The sequence below is a fragment of the Rhizobium sp. CNPSo 3670 genome, from assembly GCF_057784555.1.
In genome coordinates this window covers 17,770-38,461 of record NZ_JBXSOL010000018.1, presented here as the reverse complement: position 1 = coordinate 38,461, position 20,692 = coordinate 17,770, and the positions used below count along the sequence as shown (strand labels likewise).

Here is a 20,692-nt window from a genome sequence, read left to right as displayed (position 1 = left end):
GGGATAGGCATGGCTGAGAAACAACTTGCGTATGATACGCGCGGAAAAGAAGATCTGTTTGCCGACGACGATCCGTTGGCGGAACTTGCCCGGATCGTCGGTTTCGAGCCGCGTGTTGCAGCGAATACCATAAGCGACGCCGCCCGGCGCGAACCCGCCTTCGATCTGGAAGACGAGCTCGGGCGGGAGTTCGATCGCTACGATTCACCGCGTCCGCTGGCCGAGCTCGATCGGCCGGCCGAGCCGATCTCCGACGGCTTCGCTTCCGAAGACTATGTCGAGCCCGTTCTCGATGCTTCTCCCGTAAACGCGGATGTTCCGGAGCCCGTCTCCGTTGGTCCCGTCGCCGCGGAAGAAGCTGCGCAACCTCCGGCTAGGAACTGGGAGGTAGCCGCCGCCGACCGAGCGGCCGGTCCCCACCAGCTGTCCATCGATCCTGTTTCCGAGGTGCCGACCCAAGCCGCTTTCGGCGGCGCCCGCGATCTGATCGAGGAACTTGAGCTGTCGATCGGTGCGGCGCCGGTCTCTTCACTGTCGCAGCCCGCCAAAGCCCCGCAATGGTCGGCCGCCAGCATCAGGCTGCCGCTCGCCAATTTCCACGCCCCGAAACGTGAGGAGCCGGTGGCAGTGGTCGAACCGGTCGCCGAAGTAGTCGCTGCGCCCGCAACTGAAGCAGTCGCTGAACCGGAGGCTGAAGCAGCGGTTGCCGATCTCGCCTCCGCCGAGCCGGAGCCCGTTATCGAGCAGCCGGCGCCCGTTGCGGCCGTCGAACCTCCCGAGGAGTTCGAGTCCGCAGCGCCGTCGTTCGGCTTTCCCGCCGAGCTCGATCGCCACGACGAGGCAATTGCACCGCAAGAAACTGCTGAAGCCCGGGAATTCATTGAAGTCGAGGATGATCTGGAAGAGATCGGCTCCGACGCCGGTTTCGATCTCGCGGCCGCCGTCGAGGGCGAGATCCAGGCCGATGCGGCGCTGACCGAGGTCGGACCTGAAGTTCCGCATACCGCCGGCACCTTCGATGTGGACGACCTGCTGGCCGACGTCTCGCGCTATCCCGTGCCCCGCCCGGTATTGCAGCGCGCCAATCTGGCGCCGGCTGCGCCGGAGCCCGCTCCCGTCGAAGTCGCCCCGATCACTGCCGCACCGGTTCAGTCAGAGGAGATCGCTCCGGCACCGGTCCTGTCCGCTCCGATCGAAATGGCGCCTGCCCATGCTGCCGAAGCCGCAAGGCCGGTCGCGCCGCAGCCTGCCGCAGTCATGCCGCCCCAGCCTGTCGCAACGGCCTATTCACGGGCGCCGCAGCCAGCGCAGGAAGCCGATGATCCCTTCGCGGGCCACGATTTCGAACTGGACCTCGCCGGTATCGAGCTGGAACTTGCCGATCTTGATTTTTCCGAAGCAGCCGAGCCTGCGCCGCAGCCAAAGGCGCAGCCGGCGCCCGCCGCGCCCCAGCAGGCAACGCGTGAGTACCCGCAGGCCGCTGTCCCGGCGCAGCCGGCGCCGGCCCTGGTTTCCGAGCAGCTGGCCCCAGATCCGGCTCCGGCTTTCAACTGGGCACCCGCTGCAGAGGCGTCCGCCGCTGAATCGACCGAAGATCTGCCCTTCGATCCGGCGATGATCTCCGATCCGGAGGATCGTCCCGAGACGGTTGAGGACATGCATGTGCCGGCGCTGCCGCCGGTCGAGCAGCCCGCTCCGGTCGCGAAAACTGCGGATTTCGATTTCGATCTCGATGCGGAGATCGCGAGCTTCTTCGAGCCGGCCAAGCCGCGGGAAACGGCGGCGTCCGCCCGTAATATGGCTGCTGCTGCGGCAACGCCGGTCAAGCCAACGATAGCCGACGGTCTCGATGATTTCGAACGAGCCCTGGAGGAGGATTTCCGCCGCAGCGTGCGCGAGCCGGTCGAGCGCCGGGAAACCTCCGAGGTCCACATCGAGTCGGCAAGCCAGGCTGCTGATTTCAGCCGCGCCCGGTCGATGCGCCGGCTGCTGGCCGGGGCCGTGGTATTGGTGGTCTTCGCCGGGGTCTGTTATGGCGTTTATTCTTCCGTCTCGAACGGCGTAGGGCTTGGTATTGTCGCATCCGGCGAGCCGCGTGTGATCACCGCGGACAAGGAGCCGGTCAAGGTCGTTCCGGAAAATCCCGGTGGTAAGACGGTTCCGAACCAGGATAAGGCCGTCTACGACCGCGTTGCGGGTTCCGCCGAGGAGCCGAAGCAGAAGGCGCTCGTCTCTTCGGACGAGGCGCCGGTCGATGTCGTCCAGCGAACCTTGACGCCGGAGGCATTGCCAGAGGATGACGAGAACGCCGGCGCTGACGATCGTGTCACGCCGACGGCGGTTGGCGAGACGGAGGATCCCCGTTTGCTGCCGAACCACGCCAACGCGGACGACAATTCCGCAAGCGACGCTGACAAGGCGCCATCCGTTTCGCCGCGCAAGGTCCGCACGATGATCGTCAAGCCTGACGGCACGCTGGTCGCCCGCGAGGAGTCCGCGCCGGTCGACCAGCCGACGCCGCCTGCTCAGCCGATGCCGTCTGCCCAGACGCCAGTGACGGCGCAGTCCGCCCCGTCTGCGCCGTCGGCCCCGATCGCGCCGCCGGTCGCCGGAACGGCTGCAAGCTTCCCGGCAAGCGCCGAGATTGCTTCCGCCGATGCGCGTTCTGCAGCACCAGTTCAAGCTGCGCCGGCGCAGCCGTCGCCTGCCGCAAGTGCTGATGAGCAGGCGGCAAATCCCGCACCGGTCGATGCGCCGGTACGACCGGTCAAGACGGCAACGATCGCCGATACGGCCCCGGTTCCGATCGCCCGCCCGGCCGAGCAGCCCGTCAACGTCGTCGGCACGGTTACCGACAAGGGTAACGTCCGCACGCCCGTGCAGCAGCCGAAGCCGACACAGGTCGCCGCCGCAACGCCGGCCGCCGCCCAGCCGCAGCAAGCCGCATCTGCAGGCGGCTACGGCCTCCAGATAGCTTCGCTGCCGTCGGAGGATGAGGCCAATAAATCTTATGCAAACCTGTCGAAGAAATTCGCCGGCGTGCTTGGTGGCCGCGCCCATGAAATCCGCAGGGCAGATATCGCCGGTAAGGGCACTTTCTACCGTGTCCGCATCCCGGTCGGCACCAAAGATGAAGCCGCAGCGCTTTGCGAAAAATATCGCGCCGCCGGGGGAAGCTGCCTGATTTCCAAGTAAGATTGAGCCATTTGAATTATGAGAGCGGCGAGCCGGATCGGCCCGCCGCTCTTTTTTGTGCATCGCGCTCGCGTTTGCTCGCATTTGGGGCCCGCCGCCGTCTATGATTCCTCCATGACCGAATCAAAAGCGATGATCCTTGGCTGCAGCGGCCTTGCCCTCACATCCGAAGAAAAGGCCTTTTACCGGGACGAACGGCCCTGGGGCTTCATTCTCTTCGGGCGCAATATCTCCGAAGCAGCGCAGATCACCGATCTCGTTGCCGAGTTGCGCGACAGCGTGGGCTGGCACGCACCGGTGCTGATCGACCAGGAGGGTGGTCGCGTCCAGCGCATCCGTCCGCCGGTTTTGCCGCGTTATCCCTCAGGCCAGGCGCTGGGCGATCTCTATCGCCGCGACCCGGAGCTCGGGCTGCGCGCCGCTTGGGTGATGTCGCGCCTGCATGCCTTCGACCTGTCGAACCTTGGCATCAATGTCGATTGCCTGCCGGTTCTCGACGTGCCGGTCGAAGGCAGCAGCAACGTCATCGGCGACCGCGCCTATGGCGGCGATCCGGAGACAGTTATCGCAATGGGACGGGCGGCTGGCGAGGGGCTGAAGGCCGGGGGCCTGCTGCCCGTCATGAAGCATATGCCCGGCCATGGTCGCGGCTTTGCCGATTCACATCTGGAGCTGCCTGTCGTTACCGTATCCCGCGATGAGCTGGAGGCCCATGATTTCCCGCCCTTCATCGCGATGAAAGACGAACTGATGGCAATGACCTGCCATCTCGTCTTCACATCGATCGACCCTGACAATCCGGCGACGACCTCGCGCAAGGTAATCGACGGCATTATCCGCGAGCACATCGGTTTTGGCGGTCTGCTGCTTTCCGACGACAGTTCGATGAACGCGCTTTCCGGCACGATCGGTGAACGGGCGGCGAATATCATTGCAGGGGGATGCGATATCGTGCTGCATTGCAATGGCAAGATGGACGAGATGCTAGATGTCGTGGCAAATGTTCCGCCGCTCGCCGGTCTTTCGCTTGCCCGCGCAAAAGCGGTAGAAGCAGGCTTTGCGGCTCCGGATACTGCCGACGAGGCGGAATTGAGGGCGGAATTCGAGGCAATGTTTGTGTCGGTGTAGGAGAGCAGGGTGGTGAACACGGTCAAGGGCACGGAACGTCCGCAAGCGGCAACGCCGATGGACAAGCTGTGGCAGGATAACGGCGCCGAGCGCGCCAGCCACGAGCCGGCGCTGGTGATCGATGTCGCCGGCTTCGAAGGCCCGCTCGACCTGCTGCTCTATCTCGCCCGCAACCAGAAGGTCGACCTGTCGCGCATATCGGTCTTGGCGCTCGCCGAACAATATTTGCAGTTCGTCGAAAGCGCCCGGCGCATCCGCATCGAGCTTGCCGCCGATTATCTCGTCATGGCGGCCTGGCTTGCCTATCTCAAGTCGCGGCTGCTCATACCCCAGCAAGTCAAGGATGACGGCCCTTCGGGCGAGGAGATGGCGGCAACGCTCGCCTTCCGCCTAAAGCGCCTCGAGGCCATGCGGCAAGCGGCGGAGGGCCTCGTCAACCGCAACCGCCTCGGCCGCGATATCTTCGCCCGCGGTGCACCCGAGCACATTCCCGATCGGCAACAATCGGCTTACGCCGCAAGCCTCTACGATCTCCTGACCGCCTATGCGGCGCTGCGCCAGCGCCATGCCATCACCCAGGTGACGATCGAGAGGCGTAATGTCTGGTCGCTGACCGATGCCCGTGAGCTGCTGACCCAGATGATCGGCGAGGTCGGCGACTGGACGGCGATGGAGCATTATCTGCTGCGTTATCTCGCAGCGCCCGAGGAACGCGTGACGGCGATCGCCAGCGCCTTCGCCGCTTCGCTGGAACTGGTGCGCGAGGGCAAGCTCGAAATCCGTCAGGACGGCGCCTTTCAGCCGATCTACATGCGCCGCGGTCCGAAACATGCGACGCTGCAGGTGGTGGAACAGGAGCGGCCGGTTTGATCGATCTGACGGAGGACGAGGATTTTGGGGAGGAGGGCCGCGACCTGCAGGCCGAGATCGAGGCCGAGCGGATCGCCGAGGCGCTGGTCTTCGCGTCCTCACAGCCCGTGTCCGAAGGTTTTATCGCCGAGCGGCTTCCCAGAAACGCTAATGTGCATGCGATCATGCTGCGCCTGAAGGAGCAATATGCGCCGCGCGGCGTCAATCTCGTGCAGGTCGAAGGTGCCTGGGCCTTCCGCACTGCCGCCGATCTGTCCTTCGTCATCCGCCGCGACGACAATGAAGTGAAAAAGCTTTCGCGCGCTGCCCTGGAAGTGCTGGCGATCATCGCCTATCACCAGCCGGTGACGCGCGCCGAGATCGAGGATATTCGCGGCGTTCAGACCTCGCGCGGCACGCTCGACGTGCTGATGGAAGCCGGTTGGGTGCGGTTTCGCGGCCGCCGGCGCACACCTGGCCGGCCGGTGACATTGGGCACGACCCGCGATTTTCTCGACCATTTTGGCCTCGAGGAATTGCGCGATCTGCCGGGTCTCGAAGAGTTGAAGGGAGCGGGTCTGCTATCGGGCCGTATCCCGGCGAATTTCAATATTCCCTCGCCATCGATGAACGACGAATTGACCGAGGACGAAGATCCGATCACCCAGATGGATCTCGAAGAACTTGGGTTGCTCGCTCCACGTTCTACCTCCGAAGATTGAAGGACTTCGTCTTGCTTTTGCCACGCATGACGAAAACAATGGTGCCCACCATTTTTCGACGGATCTGTGGCTTGTCACAAAGGGCGATACCGTGACATTAAGCGCAGTTCAAAGGGCTTGATGTTGGAAACGGTGTAGAAAATTCTTACATCAGGGAACATCACAACAGGGAGTAAGCGTAATGGGTTCTTTTGGCATCTACCACTGGCTGATCGTTCTGGCGGTCGTGCTGTTGTTGTTTGGTCGCGGCAAGATTCCGGAACTGATGGGCGATGTCGCCAAGGGCATCAAGAGCTTCAAGAAGGGCATGACGGACGAAGACGCGCCGGAAACGGCGAAGACCGTCGATCACAAGGCCGACGAAACGAAGTAAACAAGTCCGGGAAAAAGCGCAGCCCCCGCGCTTCCCGTCCAGGAGCCTTGCATGTTCGATATTGGCTGGACCGAGCTTTTGGTCATCGCGGTCGTGCTGATCGTCGTTGTCGGTCCCAAGGATTTGCCGCCGATGCTGCGCGCTTTCGGCAAGATGACGCAGCGCGCCCGCAAGGTCGCGGGTGAATTTCGGGCGCAGTTCGACGAAGCGTTGCGCGAAGCCGAGCTTGACGATGTCCGCCAAACGGTCAGCGACGCCCAGAAGCTCAACCCGGTTAACAGCCTGCGTGAAGCGATGAACCCGCTTCGCCAGATGGGCAACGAGATCAAGGCCGACTTGCAGAAGACGACTGCTGCTCCGGAAAATAAGACCGAAGTGCCGCCGGCTGCCGTCTCGGCCCCGACGCCGTCGATGAGCCTGCTGGAAACGCCGCCCCTAGTGCCGGCGCCTGCGCAGGCTGAGCCGGTCGCAGCAGCGATTGCCCAGGCCGATACGGTCGCCGAGAAGCCGAAGGCCGTGCGCAGGCCACGCGTCAAGGCTGCCGACAAGGTCGATGCCGCCGCAGCCGTTGCCGTGCCCGTGGAAAAGCCGAAGCGCGCCGCGGCAGTCAGGAAGCCTGCAACACCGAAGAAGCCGACGCAGACGAAGAAGAAGGACGAGGCATGAGCGGTGATATCGAAGACAAGCCGCAGCCGCTGATCGAGCACCTGATGGAGCTGCGCACGCGGCTGATCTGGTCGATCGGGGCGTTCTTCATCGCCTTCATTGTATGCTTCTTTTTTGCCAAGCATCTCTTCAACTATCTGGTCATCCCCTACAAGACGGCCGTGGAATGGGCGCATCTCGACGTCGAGAAGGCGCAGCTGATTTATACCGCGCCCCAGGAGTTCTTCTTTACCCAGGTCAAGGTGGCGATGTTCGGCGGCCTGGTGGTCGCTTTCCCCATCATTGCCGCCCAGGTCTATAAGTTCGTAGCCCCCGGCCTCTACAAGAACGAGCGCCAGGCCTTCCTGCCGTTCCTGATCGCGTCGCCGGTCCTGTTCCTGATGGGTGCTGCGCTCGTTTATTTCTTCTTCACGCCGATGGTCATGTGGTTCTTTCTGTCGATGCAGCAGGCGCCGGGTCATGACGAGGTGGCGATCTCGCTGATGCCGAAGGTCTCGGAATATCTCAGCCTCATCATGACGCTGGTCTTCTCTTTCGGCCTCGTGTTCCAACTGCCCGTCATCACGACGCTGCTTGCCCGCGTCGGTCTGCTGACGTCGCAATGGCTCGCCGAAAAGCGCAAGTTCGCCATCGTTCTCGCCTTCGTCGTCGCTGCCGTGCTGACTCCACCGGATCCGATGTCCCAGATCGGCCTTGCGCTGCCGACGATCCTTCTCTACGAGATTTCCATCTACGCGGCACGACTCGTGGAGCGTCAGCGTTCCCGACAGGCACTCGAAGAGGCTTCTGGTTCCTCCGACGTCGCCAAGACGGACAACGTCTGACCGATTTCCGACATTTTCCCGAGGTCTGCCGTTTCCTGTCCGGTCGGTTTCTCCGACCGGTCACTTCTGTTGCAACGAGTTGGAACGACGATGCTCGATATCAAATGGATCCGTGAGAATCCCGAAGCGCTCGATGCCGCCCTTGCCAAGCGCGGCGCGGAGCCTCTGGCCCAAACTCTGGTCGCCCTCGATGAAAAGCGCCGCTCCGCCGTGCAGAAGGCGCAGGATTTGCTGTCCCGCCGCAACGCCGCCTCGAAGGAGATCGGCGCAGCCATGGCGCAGAAGAATACCGAGCTTGCCGAGAAGCTGAAGGCCGAGGTTGCAGAGATCAAGGTGACGCTGCCGGCAGCCGAGGAGGAGGAGCGTCTGCTTTCCGCCGAGCTCAACGACGCTCTCTCGCGCATTCCGAACGTGCCCTTGGACGACGTTCCTGTTGGCAAGGACGAGCACGACAATGCCGTCAGCCGCATCGTCGGCGAAAAGCCGCGTTGGAACCACACGCCGAAGGAGCATTTCGAAATCGGCGAGGCGCTCGGCTATATGGATTTCGAGCGCGCCGCCAAGCTCTCCGGTTCGCGCTTCACGGTCCTGACCGGGCCGCTCGCCAGGCTCGAGCGGGCGCTCGGCCAGTTCATGATCGACCTCCACACCAGCGAGCACGGCTACACCGAGGTCAGTTCGCCGCTGATGGTGCGCGCTGAAGCGCTGTTCGGCACCGGCAACCTGCCGAAGTTCGAAGAGGATCTCTTCAAGACGACCGACAGCCGTTATCTCATTCCGACGGCCGAGGTGACGCTCACCAATCTGGTGCGTGAGGAAATCCTCGACCAGGAGAAACTGCCGCTCCGCTTCACCGCCTTGACGCCGTCTTTCCGTTCCGAGGCGGGTTCGGCCGGCCGCGACACGCGCGGCATGCTGCGCCAGCACCAGTTCTGGAAATGCGAGCTCGTCTCGATCACCGACGCCGAGAGTTCGATCGCCGAGCACGAGCGGATGACCGCCTGCGCCGAGGAAGTGCTGAAGCGCCTCGGCCTGCATTTCCGCACGATGACGCTTTGCACCGGCGACATGGGCTTCGGCTCGCGCAAGACCTACGATCTTGAAGTCTGGCTGCCGGGGCAGAATGCCTTTCGCGAGATATCTTCCTGCTCGGTCTGCGGCGATTTCCAGGCCCGGCGCATGAATGCGCGCTACCGCGGCAAGGACGATAAGAGCAACAAGTTCGTGCACACGCTGAACGGTTCCGGCACCGCTGTCGGCCGCTGCCTGATCGCCATCCTCGAAAATTATCTGAACGAAGATGGTTCCGTCACGATTCCGGACGTTTTGCTGCCCTATATGGGCGGAATGACGAAGATCGAACGGGCGGCCTGAGGCGATGCGCATCCTGCTCACGAATGACGATGGCATCCATGCCGAAGGCCTTGCCGCGCTGGAGCGGATCGCCCGCACACTATCCGACGACGTCTGGATCGTGGCGCCCGAGACCGACCAGAGCGGCCTGGCCCATTCGCTGAGCCTGTCCGAGCCTTTGCGGCTGCGCAAAATTTCCGACAAGCATTTCGCCTTGCGCGGCACGCCGACGGATTGCGTCATCATGGGCATCCGCCAAGTGATGGACATCAAACCTGATCTTGTCCTCTCCGGTGTCAATTCGGGTTCAAACGTCGCAGACGACGTGACCTATTCCGGCACGATCGCCGGCGCCATCGAAGGCACGATGCAGGGCGTGCGCTCCTTTGCGCTGAGCCAAGCATATCTTTACGAGGACGGCGCGCGCATCGTGCCCTGGGAGGTCTGCGAAGCACATGCGCCGGCTCTTCTGGAAAAACTGATGGTGCTGGACCTGCCGGACGGTACGTTCCTCAATCTCAACTTCCCGAACTGCCGCCCCGACGAAGTCGACGGCGCCGAGGTCACCATGCAGGGCAAGCTTGCCTTCAACCTGCAGGTCGACGCCCGCTCCGACGGCCGGGGCTTCCCCTATTACTGGCTGAAGTTCGGCGAACGCGCCGGCGCCTTCATCGAAGGCACCGATATTCACGCCCTGAAGCATAACAAGATTTCGGTAACGCCTTTGAAACTGGATCTGACCGATTATTCCGTGACGGACCGCGTGGCGCGGGCCTTGGGATACGGAGCACAAGTTTGACGGCAAGACTGGCGGAGAAGGAGGGCTTTGCGGCGCTCGTCCTCAGACTGCGTGCCGAAGGCATCTCTGATCTCGATCTGCTGACGGCGGTCGAGCAGACGCAGCGCACGCTGTTCGTGCCGCCGCAATTTTCAGACGACGCCTATTCGAGCCGGACGATACCGATCGAATGCGGCTCTTTCCTTGAAGGCATCGATTTTGTCGTCCGCATCCTGCATCACCTGAAGCTCAAACCGGGGCAGCGCGTCCTGGAAGTCGGCACCGGCAGCGGCTTCACCGCCGCTGTCATGGGCCGTCTGGCCGAGCGTGTTCTGTCGATCGACCGCTATAAGACGCTGACGACGGCTGCACAGCGGCGCATGGAATCGCTCGGTCTACGCAATGTTGTCATCCGCCACGCCGACGGCAGCGCCGGCATGCAGGGAGAGGGCACTTTCGACCGCATTCTGGTCACCGCCGCATTCAATGCCATGCCGCGCTTTTATACCGACCAACTCGTTTCCGGTGGTTCGATGATTGCGCCGCTGATGATTTCCGAGAATGAGTGTCGCATGGTGCGGCTGACGAAAACCGGCAGCCGTTTCGAACGCGAGGAACTGTTCGAAGCCCCTTATCTGCCGATTGTTCCGCGTCTTGCGTCGCTGCTGTAGAGGCAGCGTCTAAAAGACCGCGCACTTTTCGGGATCACCTTCCAGGCACTGCGATTTTTCACCCGTAAGCTATGGTTATCAACTTCTCAAAAATATCGCACTGATTCCAGCCTCTTAACCGCGTGGTAACACTAACGCGTTTTAATAGACTCACAAATGGTTGCGTTCTCAGTGGGTCGAGTCAATGCGTTTCAGTCTTTCGCCGAAGTTCAGTAAGTCGGCCGGTAATCTCCTGGTTGTTGGCCTGCTGGCGAGTACCGCAACAGGCTGCAGTTCCGATGTGACACGGTTCGGCGGCTTGTTTTCCTCCTCGGGGCGGGATCAGATTACCACCAGTTCCATTCCGCCCAGCGGTCAGCAAGGCGATCCGGTGCCGCGCGCCGATCTCGGCGGTTCCGCCGTTGCCAGTCAGTCCGGTTACGGCGGCGGCAATAATACGCTGAATCAGCCCTATCCGGCGCGTCAGAGTTACGAGCCGGTGCGCACGTCGAGCGCACGCATGGCTTCCTCGCCGGTCTCGATACAGCGTTCCGATCTCGCCGCTCCGACGGCCGCGGCGCCGTCCCGCCAGCGGGAAAAGGAAGTCGCGCTTGCCCAGCCGTTCCCCGCTTCGGCGCAGCTTGATAAGCAGCGGCTCGTAGCGCCCGCTGCCCCGAAGCCGACGCCCGATTCTTTGACGACGGGCACGACGCCGAAGGTTTCTGGTTGGTCCGCGACCAACGCACCTTCCGTCACGCTGCGCCCGGGTGAGAGCATTGCGACGTTATCGCGGCGCTTTGGCGTTCCGGAAAAGGAAATCCTGCGCGTCAATAATCTGAAGATGGCTTCTGCCGCTAAACCTGGCCAGGCAATCCTGATCCCGACTTTGAATGGCGGCAATGCCGTCAAGGCGGCTTCGCAGGCGACCGATCTTTCCAAGCCCGGCAATATGCCGGACCCGGCCAAGGCGCCGGAACAGAAGGTCGCTGTCGTCCCCGGCGCCAATTCCGCCCGGGACAAGACCATGGCGAGCGCCGATCCCACCGGCAAGGTTCCGGTTGGCGCCGGCAAGGACCCGAAGACGCCGGGCGGCAGCTATGTCGTCAAGCAGGGCGATTCGCTGGCGAAGATCGCAAAGGCGACAGGCACCAACATCGACGATCTCAAGGCCGCCAACAATCTTTCGGCGAATTCGCTGCGTGTCGGGCAGGCCCTGAAGCTTCCGAATGGCAGTGCCGATACTGTCAAGACCGCCTCGATCCCGGCTGAGAAGGTCGAGTCGAAGCCGGCTGATCCGGCGCCCGCCCAACAGACCGCCTCCGTTCAGCCCGCGCCTTACAAGGCGCCGGTCGCCACCCAGTCCGTTGACGATGTCGAGAAGAAGTCCGACGTCAGCTCCGACGCACCGGAATCGACCGGCATCGGCAAATATCGCTGGCCGGTCCGCGGTCAGGTGATTGCCGCCTACGGCGCCAACGTCAACGGCAACCGCAATGACGGCATCGATATCTCGGTACCGCAGGGCACGCCGATCAAAGCCGCGGAAAACGGCGTCGTTATTTATGCCGGTAACGGCTTGAAGGAGCTCGGCAATACAGTACTCGTCCGTCATGACGACGGCACCGTCACCGTCTACGGCAACGCCGACACGCTGAGCGTCACCCGTGGTCAGAAGATTCAACGCGGGCAGACCGTCGCCGTCTCCGGCATGAGCGGCGATGTCAAGCAGCCACAGGTCCATTTCGAGGTCCGCAAGGACGCCTCGCCGGTCAATCCGATGACTTTCCTGGAATAGGTATAGCGTACCAGGGAGCGCAAAAGCCCGGCCGCCAGCCGGGCTTTTGTCATTTTAGATCTCTTCGCGTCGATGGTGTTTTTGAGCAAGGCGCCTACGTCCGGTCGATATGAACGCGCATGCGTCCGGCCAGATCCTGGATATATTGCCAGGCCACGCGGCCGGAGCGCGCACCGCGTGTCGTTGCCCATTCCAGCGCCTCGGCATGCATCTTGTCACGGTCGAGACCGAGCTTGAAGTGATCGGCATAGCCGTCAATCATGCCGAGATAGTCTTCCTGGCTGCATTTGTGAAAGCCGAGCCAAAGACCGAAGCGGTCGGACAGCGAAACCTTTTCCTCGACGGCCTCCGATGGATTGATCGCCGTCGACTGTTCGTTTTCCATCATGTGACGCGGCAGAAGATGGCGCCGATTTGACGTTGCGTAGAAGAGCACATTGTCGGGCCGCCCTTCGACCCCGCCATCGAGTGCCGCCTTCAGTGACTTGTAGGCGGTGTCGTCGTGATCGAAGGAGAGGTCGTCGCAGAAGACGATCACACGGTACGGCGTGTCCTTCAGCAGGTCGAGCAGGTTGGGCAGGCTCGCAATATCCTCGCGATGAACCTCGACCAGCTTCAGCGGCACGCCGCTCTCGCGCCTGACATCCTCATGCACGGCCTTGACAAGCGAGGATTTGCCCATGCCGCGCGCGCCCCAGAGAAGCACGTTGTTGGCCGCATAACCCTCGGCGAACCGCACTGTATTCTCATGCAGGATGTCGCGCACGTGGTCGACACCGCGGATGAGTTTCAGCGCCACCCGGTTCGGCTTCTTCACCGGCTGCAGATACTGACGCGACGGTGCCCAGACGAAACAGTCGGCCGCATTCCAATCGTTGACGGCAGGTGCTGGTCCGGCCAGGCGCTGCACGGCGTCAGCGAGCCTTTTCAGTTCGGCAAGCAGGGCGGTGTTGATTTCCTCGGTCATCATGGGCCTCCTGATTTCTCGCTGCGGCAAGCCGCTTTGATCTTTCGATGCCGCCTACCATGGCGTTTTGCCAGCGGAAAGGTTATGAGGCAGCGGAATCGGTACTGTTCCCGGCTGTTTCTGTTGCATTCATCCAAGCTGCAACTATAGTCCGGCAACCTGAAAAGCAGGCGGAGTTCCGCCATAGAAGCCTGAGGAGTTTAGCATGTTCATCACCCCGGCATTCGCCCAGACTGCGACCGATACCGCAACAGGATTCGGCGGTTCCGGTTTCGAAATGATCATCCTGTTCGTGCCGCTGATGGTCGTCTGGTATTTTCTGCTGATCCGGCCGCAGCGCGCGCAGGCCAAGAAGCGTGAGGAAACTCTGAAGGCGATCCGCCGTGGCGACCAGATCGTGACCGGCGGTGGTCTCGTCGGCAAGGTGACGAAGGTCGTCGACGATAAGGAAGTCGAGGTCGAGATTGCCGAAGGCGTTCGCGTGCGCATCGTCCGCAGCGGCATTTCTGACGTTCGCGTCAAGGGTGAGCCTGTCAAGGCCGACGCGGCGTAAAAAGCGATAACGGCGGAACCGCCGGATCGGAAGATCGTCGAGAGAATGTTGCATTTTTCCCGCTTGAAAACACTTCTGATTTGGCTGGTTGCATTTGCGGCCGTCGTCGTTGCTGCGCCCAATCTCCTGAGCGAGGCGCAGCGCTCTTCTCTGCCGGGATGGTGGCAAAACGACCGCGTGACACTCGGTCTTGACCTGCAGGGCGGTTCGCACATCGTTCTGAAGGTCGAGCGTTCCGATATCGTCAAAGATCGGTTGGAAGAGACGGTCGCGAATGTGCGCAAGGCGCTGAGAGTTGCTGGCATCCGCTATACCGGGCTGACCGGCAACGGCCAGACTGTCACTGTCCGGATTACCGATCCGGCAGAGACCAAAAAGGCGGTCGATCTTCTGAAGCCTCTGACATTAAGTGACGAACATTCAGGCACCGGCCTTGCGCTGCGGCAGGGCGAGGAAGGGCAGCTCTCACTGCAGATATCCGATGCCGGCATCACCGCCGACATTGCCTCGGCCCGCAGCCGGTCGCTCGATATCGTCGGCCGCCGCATCGCTGGCTTCGGCTATAAAGACTTTCAGGTTCGCCCCGATGGTGACGACCGTATCGTCGTGCAGGTGCTGGGATCCGTCGATGCGGAGCGGCTGAAGAATATTCTGAACCAGCCGGCAAAGCTTTCCTTTCATCTGCTCGACGAAAGCATGTCGGGACAGGAGGCGCTGAACGGCCGCTGGCCGGCCAGCTCGCAGGTGCTCTATTCGCTCGACGATCCACCTGTTCCCTATCTCGTCGACCGCACGGCATTCGTCACCGGCAGCAACATGGTCGATATCGAGCCTGTCGTCGATCCGCAGACGCAGGATACCTCGATTGACTATCGACTCGATGCGGAGGGCACGCAGCGGCTGGCGCAGGCGACAGCGCAAAATATCGGCAAGCACCTTGCCATCGTCTTTGACGATCAGGTGATGGCAGCGCCGGTCATCGATGCGGCGATCACTGGCGGCGAGGGCCGGATTTCAGCGAATTTCTCCGAGAATGGCGTTCGCGACCTTGCGGTGATGCTGCGCGCCGGCGCCATGCCGGCGACGTTGACCAGCGTCGAGGAGCGCAGCGTCAGCCCAAGCTTCGGCGCCGATTCCATCTTCTCCGGCCTAGTTGCCGGTCTTGTCGCCGTCGTACTGGTCGCAGCGCTGATGATCGCGCTCTACCGTATTCTCGGCGCCATCGCCGTCGTCTCGCTCTTCTTCAATCTGATCTTCATCGTCGCGGCACTCAGCCTTGCCGGCGCCACGCTGACTTTGCCTGGTATTGCCGGCATCGTGCTTATCGTCGGCATGGCGGTCGATTCCAACGTGCTGATCTATGAGCGCATCCGCGAAGAGGAAAGAACCAGCTCCTCCTTTGCACAGGCCGTCGGCCGCGGCTTCTCGCGCGCCTTCGCAACGATCGTCGACGCGAATGTCACGATCTTTATCGCCGCAATCATCCTTCTGTTTCTCGGCAGCGAGTCCATTCGAGGTTTCGCGGTGACGCTCGCGGTCGGCATTCTGACGACAGTCATCACGGCTTTCACGGTGACACGCTCGATCGTTGCCGCCTGGCTGAAAGCGCGCCATCCCAGGCATCGGCCGAAGAGCGTTCTCGCGCAGCTTTTCGAGCACGCCAATGTGCGTTTCATGGGGATCCGCCGTTACGTCTTCACGGCCTCGGCAGTGATCTCGCTGATCGCCATGGCGGCCTTTGCCACCGTTGGCCTGCAGCTCGGCATCGATTTCACGGGCGGCTCTCTCATCGAGGTGACGGCCAAACAGGGCAATGCCGACATCGCTGATCTTAAATCACGCCTTGACGATCTCAATATTGGCGAGGTCAGCGTCGAGCGTACGGGCGGGCCGTCGAACGCGCGCATCCGCATCGCCTCCCAAGGGGGCGGCGAGAACGCCGAGCAATCAGCGGCGACGCTGGTGCGCGGCGAACTCGAGGCAGACTATGATTTCCGCCGCGTCGAGGTCGTCGGCCCCGCCATTTCGGGCGAATTGACGACGATGGCGACGCTTGGTGTCGCAGCCGCACTCGCGGCGATCCTGATCTACATATGGATCCGTTTTGAATGGCAGTTCGCCATTGGCGCCATTATTGCCACGCTGCACGATGTCATCATCATGCTCGGGCTTTTCGTGCTGACCGGCATCGAGTTCAACTTGACGAGCATTGCCGCCGTACTGACCATCGTCGGCTACTCCTTGAACGACACGGTCGTCGTCTATGACCGGATGCGCGAGAATCTCGTACGATACAGGAAGATGCCGCTGCCGATCCTGATCGATGCCTCGATCAACCAGACATTGTCGCGCACTGTCCTGACGGCGGCGACGACACTGCTTGCGCTGCTCGCGCTCTATCTGTTCGGCGGCGACGTCATTCGCTCCTTTTCCTTTGCGATGCTCTTCGGAGTCGCGCTCGGCACTTTCTCTTCGATCTATATCGCGGCTCCCGTGTTGATCGTCTTCCGGCTGCGGCCGGAGGTTCCCGACGGCGAAGAGAGCAACAAGACGGATGCTGGTGTAAAATCCGGCACGGTGGTGTGAAAACATGGCAAAAGGCATAGAAATCCGCGCGGCGCATTTTCCTGGCCGGGCTCCGATCGACACCTACGGCAATGGCGGTTTCCGTTTTGCCGACATGTCGCATCGCGGCTCGATCCTTTGCCTGCCCTCCGGTATTTACGGCTGGGACATGGACGTATCGAAGCCGCTGACGCCTGAAAACTTCCGCCGTGTGCTTGATGAGGCCGCCGATATCGAGGTTCTGCTCGTCGGCACCGGAACCGAGCTTCGCCGTCTGCCCGATGAATTGAAACAAGTGCTGAAGGCGCGCGGCATTTCTTCCGATCCGATGAGCACGGGTGCCGCGGTACGTACCTTCAACATCATGCTGTCGGAGCAGCGCGCCGTCGCAGCGGCATTGATTGCGGTCTGACGATGGCTGATGCGAAACTAGCGACGAACCAGGACATCTGCCTGGCGATGCTGCGCGACAACGATCGCGACCGTTATCTCGCCTGTCTCCTGTCGCCGCAGGAGAAGCGCGGCGCGCTGGCGGCCCTTTACGCGTTCAATGCGGAGCTTGCCCGCATCCGCGATCTGGTGCACGAGCCGCTGCCTGGCGAAGTGCGCATGCAATATTGGCGCGACCTGCTGGAAGGCAGCGCGCATGGCTCGACGGCAGCCAATCCCGTCGCCGCGGCACTTCTGACGGCGATCGAAACCCATCGCCTGCCGCGCAAGACGCTGGTCGACATGATCGACGCCCGCACTTTCGACCTTTATGACGATCCGATGGAGACGCGGGTCTCGCTCGAAGGTTATGCCGGCGAAACGGCCTCCGCGCTGATCCAGCTCGCAAGCCTCGTGCTTTCGCCGGAGGAGGCACCGCGATCGGCGGATGCCGCCGGCCATGCCGGCGTCGCACAGGCGATTGCCGGGCTGTTGCTGCTGATGCCGCTGCATCGACGCCGCGGCCAGCTCTATATTCCCCTGCAGATCCTTTCCGCCACCGGGCTCGACCGCGACGCCTTCCTCGCCGGCGAAGACCGATCGCGCATCTCCGCTGCCATCGAGGCCTTCGCCGGGCTGGGCCTTGAGCATCTGGCAAAGGCGAGAGGGGCAGGATCGATTGCGTCAGCCGTCTTCCCTGCTTTCCTTCCCGCGACTTTGGCCGAACCGGTGCTCCTCAAGGCGCAGAGGCAGGGTTCTCTCCTGTTCGACCGGCCGCTGCAGCCGCCGCAATGGCGCCGCCAGCTCAGAATGGCGCTGTCAGCGGGTCGTCGGAAAATCTGATATCGTTCAAATTCGCGCAAGTCTCGCGCGCTATAACGCCTTCACCACTATGCTTTGAACGGAGACTCGGCGTGGGCATTATCGTCTGGTGCGTCCTTTTCGCCATCGTCATCTTCTTTGCTTTTGCAGCCACACGCATGGCCGCGCAAAACAAGGAAGACAGTTTGCACGACACGGGTCTGGCCATCATCGAGTTCGGCCGCGCCTTTCCCAACGAGGCGATCCGCCAGCTGCAGGCGACGGAAAACGGGCAGGCGATCTTCGTGCGCCTGCACGACAACAAGGCCGGCCTCATGCGCAACATGGCACGCCATTTCTCCTGCCATCTGATCGAGCCCGGCCGTGTGCGTGCCGTGAGCACGGAGACGGGCAGGGGGTTGGCGATCGAATTTTTCGATGCCCCCAGCCACAACGGCAAATTCGAGTTTGCCTCGCCGAAGGAGGCTTCCGAAGTGGCGCTCTGGCTGCTCGGCAATTACATCGCCGAGCCGGATAAGGATCTGCCATCCGACAGTATTTCCGCGGCCAACAAGCAGTAAAACAGCTGCTTAGGCACTTTCGGCAAAGGTCGGCGTCTGGCCGAGCCAGGCAGCGCAGTCGGCAAGCGCGCGACGTGCGATCAACTGCCGTTTCATGATCGTTTTGTCCTTGCCGCGAAAGCGCTTGAAGCCCTCGGGCTTGACGATCGAGCCCGGCTCGAGTTCGGGAAACAGCCCGAAATTGATATTCATCGGCTGGAACGATCGCTTGCCCGGCTCCTCGTCGGTGACGATATGCCCGCCGGTGATATGACCGAGCAGCGAACCAAGTGCCGTCGTCGCCGGCGGCAGCGAGATTGCCTCACCCTTGCGTTCGGCGGCGGCGAAACGCCCGGCCATCAGCCCGACGCTGGCGCTTTCTACATACCCCTCGCAGCCGGTGATCTGGCCGGCAAAACGCAGGCCCGGCCGTGATTTCAGCGTCAGCGACGGATCGAGCAGGGTGGGGGAATTGATGTAGGTATTGCGGTGCAGGCCGCCGAGCCGGGCAAATTCCGCATTTTGAAGACCCGGAATCATCCGGAAGATTTCCGCCTGTGCGCCGTATTTCAGCTTCGTCTGAAAGCCGACCATGTTGTAGAGGGTGCCGAGCGCATTGTCCTGCCGCAGCTGCACGACGGCATAGGCCTTGACGGTCGGGTTATGCGCGTTCGTCAAACCCATCGGCTTCATCGGCCCGTGGCGCAGTGTCTCGCGGCCGCGTTCGGCCATGACCTCGATCGGCAGGCAGCCGTCGAAATAGGGGGTGCCTTCCCATTCCTTGAAACCGACCGTGTCGCCTGCGATCAACGCGTCGACGAAGGCATTGTATTGCGCTTCGTCCATCGGGCAGTTGATGTAGTCCTTGCCGGTGCCGCCGGGGCCGATCTTGTCGTAGCGCGACTGATACCAGCAGATATCCATGTCGATGCTGTCGCGGTAGACGATCGGCGCAATGGCGTCGAAGAAAGCAAGCGAATCCTCACCGGTCTCCGCCTGTATCGCGGCTGCGAGCGACGGCGCCGTCAGCGGTCCGGTGGCGACGATGGCTAGATCCCACTCACGCGGCGGCAGGCCGGTGATCTCTTCGCGCACGACGGTGATGAGCGGATGGTCGTGGATTGCCTTGGTGACTGCCTCGGAGAAGCCGTCGCGATCGACGGCGAGCGCGCCGCCGGCCGGTACCTGGTGGCGGTCGGCCGCGGCCATGATCAGCGACCCCGCCATGCGCATTTCCGCATGGATGACGCCGACGGCATTGCTGGTCGCATCGTCGGAACGGAAGGAATTGGAGCAGACGAGTTCGGCAAGACCGTCGGTCTTGTGCGCATCCGTGCCGCGCACGCCGCGCATCTCATGCAGAATGACGGGTACGCCCACACTGGCGATCTGCCACGCGGCTTCCGAACCGGCAAGCCCGCCGCCGACGACGTGGATAGGGGAGTAGGAGGAGATCGTGTTCATTCCGGGCTGATATCATGTCGGCAGGTGCGATCCAACACCCGGAATCAAAAACGGCGCCCATAATGGCGCCGTCTTGAAACATCGTGCCCGTTACGAGACCCGCGATTAACGGAAAGAGCGGGATGCGATGTTGCGGATGTCGTAGCGGCTGACACCGATATCAGACAGGGTCTGGTTCGACAGGCTGCCGAGTTCGTTGATTGTACGACGATAGCTGAGCCAGCTTTTTGCGATACGGATCGGGTTCATTGTCTTCTTCCTCGAACAAATATCCGCGGGACGGCGGGATCGCCTGTCTCTCTGCGGTTGATGTTTATATAGGCGATATCGGTCGCATTGTGCAGTGCAAATAAGAGGCGTCTGCCATGCAATTGTGCACGATGATGCTCGCAATTTGAGCGGTGAATATTTTTTAAGCGGACGAAAGAACGGGGAAGGTCGCAACCGGAGCGGAAGTGCATTGTTTGCAAAAGAAAACGCCCGCTGCGGTGCAGCGGGCGTTTCAATCATTTGCGATCTGCTTGGAGGAAGTAGCGATCGCCTTGAATTAGCGAGAAGAAGCTTCGCGAGCGACGCGATGGATGTCCGAACGGTCAATGCCGAGGTCATGCAATTCGCGGTTGGTCATGCGACCGAGTTCCGTGACGGTCTGACGATACTTGCGCCAGTTGTTGAAAGAGCGAGTGATGTTCATGTTAAGCCCCTTTCCTAGGGTTTGATCTGCCAGCGGCCACCGACCGGCGCTGACCTCTATTTGATGGCCGGAATATATGTTGCGTCGCGAAGAACGAAAACAGCCAAGTTTTCAAGTCACCCATGCGAGCTGTGCAATGCTTTACATAATCTTACCGCATTCTGGTCAACGAATAGGCAAAATAATTGCTGGAGAATTCCGCCTTTTCTCCCGCTCACTCGCCTTTCGATGAAACAAAGCCGCCCCGCTGACGATCAGTCCGTTGGCGTTTCGCGCTGAATCGACCGGCTGTTCATTCGTCTCAATGCCAATGGCAAAGCGATGGA

20 protein-coding genes are annotated in these 20,692 nt (G+C 61.8%); 16 read left to right on the top strand and 4 right to left on the bottom strand.

Going from position 1 to position 20,692, the window contains the following annotated elements; genetic code table 11:
* Positions 1-9: 9 nt before the first annotated feature.
* The 11 genes from AC13QO_RS19285 (at position 10) to AC13QO_RS19235 (ending at position 12,333) form a co-directional block, all read left to right on the top strand.
* Positions 10-3,195 (top strand): SPOR domain-containing protein, encoded by a 3,186-nt coding sequence (locus tag AC13QO_RS19285; RefSeq protein ID WP_488541546.1) that lies wholly within the window; start codon positions 10-12, stop codon positions 3,193-3,195.
* 114 nt (positions 3,196-3,309) lie between these two features.
* Positions 3,310-4,323: a beta-N-acetylhexosaminidase gene (gene nagZ, locus AC13QO_RS19280; RefSeq protein ID WP_488541545.1), complete on the top strand. Its 1,014-nt coding sequence runs from the start codon at positions 3,310-3,312 to the stop codon at positions 4,321-4,323.
* A 12-nt stretch (positions 4,324-4,335) separates the two neighbouring features.
* Positions 4,336-5,193 (top strand): segregation and condensation protein A, encoded by an 858-nt coding sequence (locus AC13QO_RS19275; RefSeq protein ID WP_488541581.1) that lies wholly within the window; start codon positions 4,336-4,338, stop codon positions 5,191-5,193.
* Positions 5,190-5,894, top strand: coding sequence for an SMC-Scp complex subunit ScpB (gene scpB / locus AC13QO_RS19270; RefSeq protein WP_488541544.1), 705 nt, complete (start codon positions 5,190-5,192; stop codon positions 5,892-5,894). The genes AC13QO_RS19275 and scpB overlap by 4 nt, the downstream gene beginning before the upstream one ends.
* A gap of 181 nt (positions 5,895-6,075) precedes the next feature.
* Positions 6,076-6,267 carry a twin-arginine translocase TatA/TatE family subunit gene (locus AC13QO_RS19265; RefSeq protein ID WP_003558879.1) on the top strand — a complete coding sequence of 64 codons (192 nt, stop codon included), beginning with the start codon at positions 6,076-6,078 and terminating at the stop codon, positions 6,265-6,267.
* 51 nt (positions 6,268-6,318) lie between these two features.
* Positions 6,319-6,933, top strand: coding sequence for a Sec-independent protein translocase protein TatB (gene tatB, locus AC13QO_RS19260; RefSeq protein WP_488541543.1), 615 nt, complete (start codon positions 6,319-6,321; stop codon positions 6,931-6,933).
* Positions 6,930-7,757, top strand: coding sequence for a twin-arginine translocase subunit TatC (tatC, locus tag AC13QO_RS19255; protein WP_085777932.1), 828 nt, complete (start codon positions 6,930-6,932; stop codon positions 7,755-7,757). Before tatB ends, tatC begins: the two co-directional genes overlap by 4 nt.
* 90 nt (positions 7,758-7,847) lie before the next feature.
* Positions 7,848-9,131: a serine--tRNA ligase gene (gene serS / locus AC13QO_RS19250; RefSeq protein WP_488541542.1), complete on the top strand. Its 1,284-nt coding sequence runs from the start codon at positions 7,848-7,850 to the stop codon at positions 9,129-9,131.
* Positions 9,132-9,135: 4 nt separating this feature from the next.
* The gene (surE, locus tag AC13QO_RS19245; protein ID WP_085777934.1) at positions 9,136-9,909 is read left to right on the top strand and encodes a 5'/3'-nucleotidase SurE; all 774 of its coding nucleotides are present in this window, start codon (positions 9,136-9,138) and stop codon (positions 9,907-9,909) included.
* Positions 9,906-10,559 carry a protein-L-isoaspartate(D-aspartate) O-methyltransferase gene (locus AC13QO_RS19240; protein WP_488541541.1) on the top strand — a complete coding sequence of 218 codons (654 nt, stop codon included), beginning with the start codon at positions 9,906-9,908 and terminating at the stop codon, positions 10,557-10,559. The genes surE and AC13QO_RS19240 overlap by 4 nt, the downstream gene beginning before the upstream one ends.
* A gap of 184 nt (positions 10,560-10,743) precedes the next feature.
* Positions 10,744-12,333 (top strand): peptidoglycan DD-metalloendopeptidase family protein, encoded by a 1,590-nt coding sequence (locus tag AC13QO_RS19235; protein WP_488541540.1) that lies wholly within the window; start codon positions 10,744-10,746, stop codon positions 12,331-12,333.
* Between the two features lie 94 nt (positions 12,334-12,427).
* Here AC13QO_RS19235 and AC13QO_RS19230 read toward each other — a convergent pair whose 3' ends face one another.
* Positions 12,428-13,300 carry an ATP-binding protein gene (locus tag AC13QO_RS19230; protein WP_488541539.1) on the bottom strand — a complete coding sequence of 291 codons (873 nt, stop codon included), beginning with the start codon at positions 13,298-13,300 and terminating at the stop codon, positions 12,428-12,430.
* Between the two features lie 205 nt (positions 13,301-13,505).
* Between AC13QO_RS19230 and yajC the strand changes: the two genes are divergently transcribed.
* From yajC to AC13QO_RS19205, 5 genes are all read left to right on the top strand, one after another.
* Positions 13,506-13,853 carry a preprotein translocase subunit YajC gene (gene yajC, locus AC13QO_RS19225; RefSeq protein WP_064696006.1) on the top strand — a complete coding sequence of 116 codons (348 nt, stop codon included), beginning with the start codon at positions 13,506-13,508 and terminating at the stop codon, positions 13,851-13,853.
* 45 nt (positions 13,854-13,898) lie between these two features.
* Positions 13,899-16,439 (top strand): protein translocase subunit SecDF, encoded by a 2,541-nt coding sequence (secDF, locus tag AC13QO_RS19220; RefSeq protein WP_488541538.1) that lies wholly within the window; start codon positions 13,899-13,901, stop codon positions 16,437-16,439.
* Between the two features lie 4 nt (positions 16,440-16,443).
* Positions 16,444-16,830: an Mth938-like domain-containing protein gene (locus AC13QO_RS19215; protein WP_285193568.1), complete on the top strand. Its 387-nt coding sequence runs from the start codon at positions 16,444-16,446 to the stop codon at positions 16,828-16,830.
* Positions 16,831-16,832: 2 nt separating this feature from the next.
* Complete coding sequence (locus AC13QO_RS19210) at positions 16,833-17,690, top strand: phytoene/squalene synthase family protein (RefSeq protein ID WP_097598647.1); 858 nt, start codon at positions 16,833-16,835, stop codon at positions 17,688-17,690.
* Between the two features lie 71 nt (positions 17,691-17,761).
* The gene (locus AC13QO_RS19205) at positions 17,762-18,229 is read left to right on the top strand and encodes a hypothetical protein (protein WP_285193566.1); all 468 of its coding nucleotides are present in this window, start codon (positions 17,762-17,764) and stop codon (positions 18,227-18,229) included.
* Between the two features lie 9 nt (positions 18,230-18,238).
* Here the strand turns inward: AC13QO_RS19205 and trmFO are convergent, their stop codons facing one another.
* From trmFO to AC13QO_RS19190, 3 genes are all read right to left on the bottom strand, one after another.
* Positions 18,239-19,672 carry a methylenetetrahydrofolate--tRNA-(uracil(54)-C(5))-methyltransferase (FADH(2)-oxidizing) TrmFO gene (gene trmFO / locus AC13QO_RS19200; RefSeq protein ID WP_285193565.1) on the bottom strand — a complete coding sequence of 478 codons (1,434 nt, stop codon included), beginning with the start codon at positions 19,670-19,672 and terminating at the stop codon, positions 18,239-18,241.
* Between the two features lie 105 nt (positions 19,673-19,777).
* Positions 19,778-19,921 carry a DUF1127 domain-containing protein gene (locus AC13QO_RS19195; protein WP_085777942.1) on the bottom strand — a complete coding sequence of 48 codons (144 nt, stop codon included), beginning with the start codon at positions 19,919-19,921 and terminating at the stop codon, positions 19,778-19,780.
* Between the two features lie 298 nt (positions 19,922-20,219).
* Positions 20,220-20,366 (bottom strand): DUF1127 domain-containing protein, encoded by a 147-nt coding sequence (locus AC13QO_RS19190; protein ID WP_004678838.1) that lies wholly within the window; start codon positions 20,364-20,366, stop codon positions 20,220-20,222.
* Positions 20,367-20,692 lie beyond the last annotated feature (326 nt).

Bases quoted from the DNA above. Each gene is read 5' to 3' on its own strand.
- serS (WP_488541542.1), top strand. From the start codon at position 7,848: ATGCTCGATATCAAATGGATCCGTGAGAATCCCGAAGCGCTCGATGCC.
- AC13QO_RS19265 (WP_003558879.1), top strand. From the start codon at position 6,076: ATGGGTTCTTTTGGCATCTACCACTGGCTGATCGTTCTGGCGGTCGTG.
- AC13QO_RS19215 (WP_285193568.1), top strand. From the start codon at position 16,444: ATGGCAAAAGGCATAGAAATCCGCGCGGCGCATTTTCCTGGCCGGGCT.
- surE (WP_085777934.1), top strand. From the start codon at position 9,136: ATGCGCATCCTGCTCACGAATGACGATGGCATCCATGCCGAAGGCCTT.
- AC13QO_RS19235 (WP_488541540.1), top strand. From the start codon at position 10,744: ATGCGTTTCAGTCTTTCGCCGAAGTTCAGTAAGTCGGCCGGTAATCTC.
- AC13QO_RS19195 (WP_085777942.1), bottom strand. From the start codon at position 19,921: ATGAACCCGATCCGTATCGCAAAAAGCTGGCTCAGCTATCGTCGTACA.
- AC13QO_RS19285 (WP_488541546.1), top strand. From the start codon at position 10: ATGGCTGAGAAACAACTTGCGTATGATACGCGCGGAAAAGAAGATCTG.
- secDF (WP_488541538.1), top strand. From the start codon at position 13,899: ATGTTGCATTTTTCCCGCTTGAAAACACTTCTGATTTGGCTGGTTGCA.
- AC13QO_RS19190 (WP_004678838.1), bottom strand. From the start codon at position 20,366: ATGAACATCACTCGCTCTTTCAACAACTGGCGCAAGTATCGTCAGACC.
- nagZ (WP_488541545.1), top strand. From the start codon at position 3,310: ATGACCGAATCAAAAGCGATGATCCTTGGCTGCAGCGGCCTTGCCCTC.
- AC13QO_RS19210 (WP_097598647.1), top strand. From the start codon at position 16,833: ATGGCTGATGCGAAACTAGCGACGAACCAGGACATCTGCCTGGCGATG.
- trmFO (WP_285193565.1), bottom strand. From the start codon at position 19,672: ATGAACACGATCTCCTCCTACTCCCCTATCCACGTCGTCGGCGGCGGG.
- tatB (WP_488541543.1), top strand. From the start codon at position 6,319: ATGTTCGATATTGGCTGGACCGAGCTTTTGGTCATCGCGGTCGTGCTG.
- yajC (WP_064696006.1), top strand. From the start codon at position 13,506: ATGTTCATCACCCCGGCATTCGCCCAGACTGCGACCGATACCGCAACA.
- AC13QO_RS19230 (WP_488541539.1), bottom strand. From the start codon at position 13,300: ATGACCGAGGAAATCAACACCGCCCTGCTTGCCGAACTGAAAAGGCTC.
- tatC (WP_085777932.1), top strand. From the start codon at position 6,930: ATGAGCGGTGATATCGAAGACAAGCCGCAGCCGCTGATCGAGCACCTG.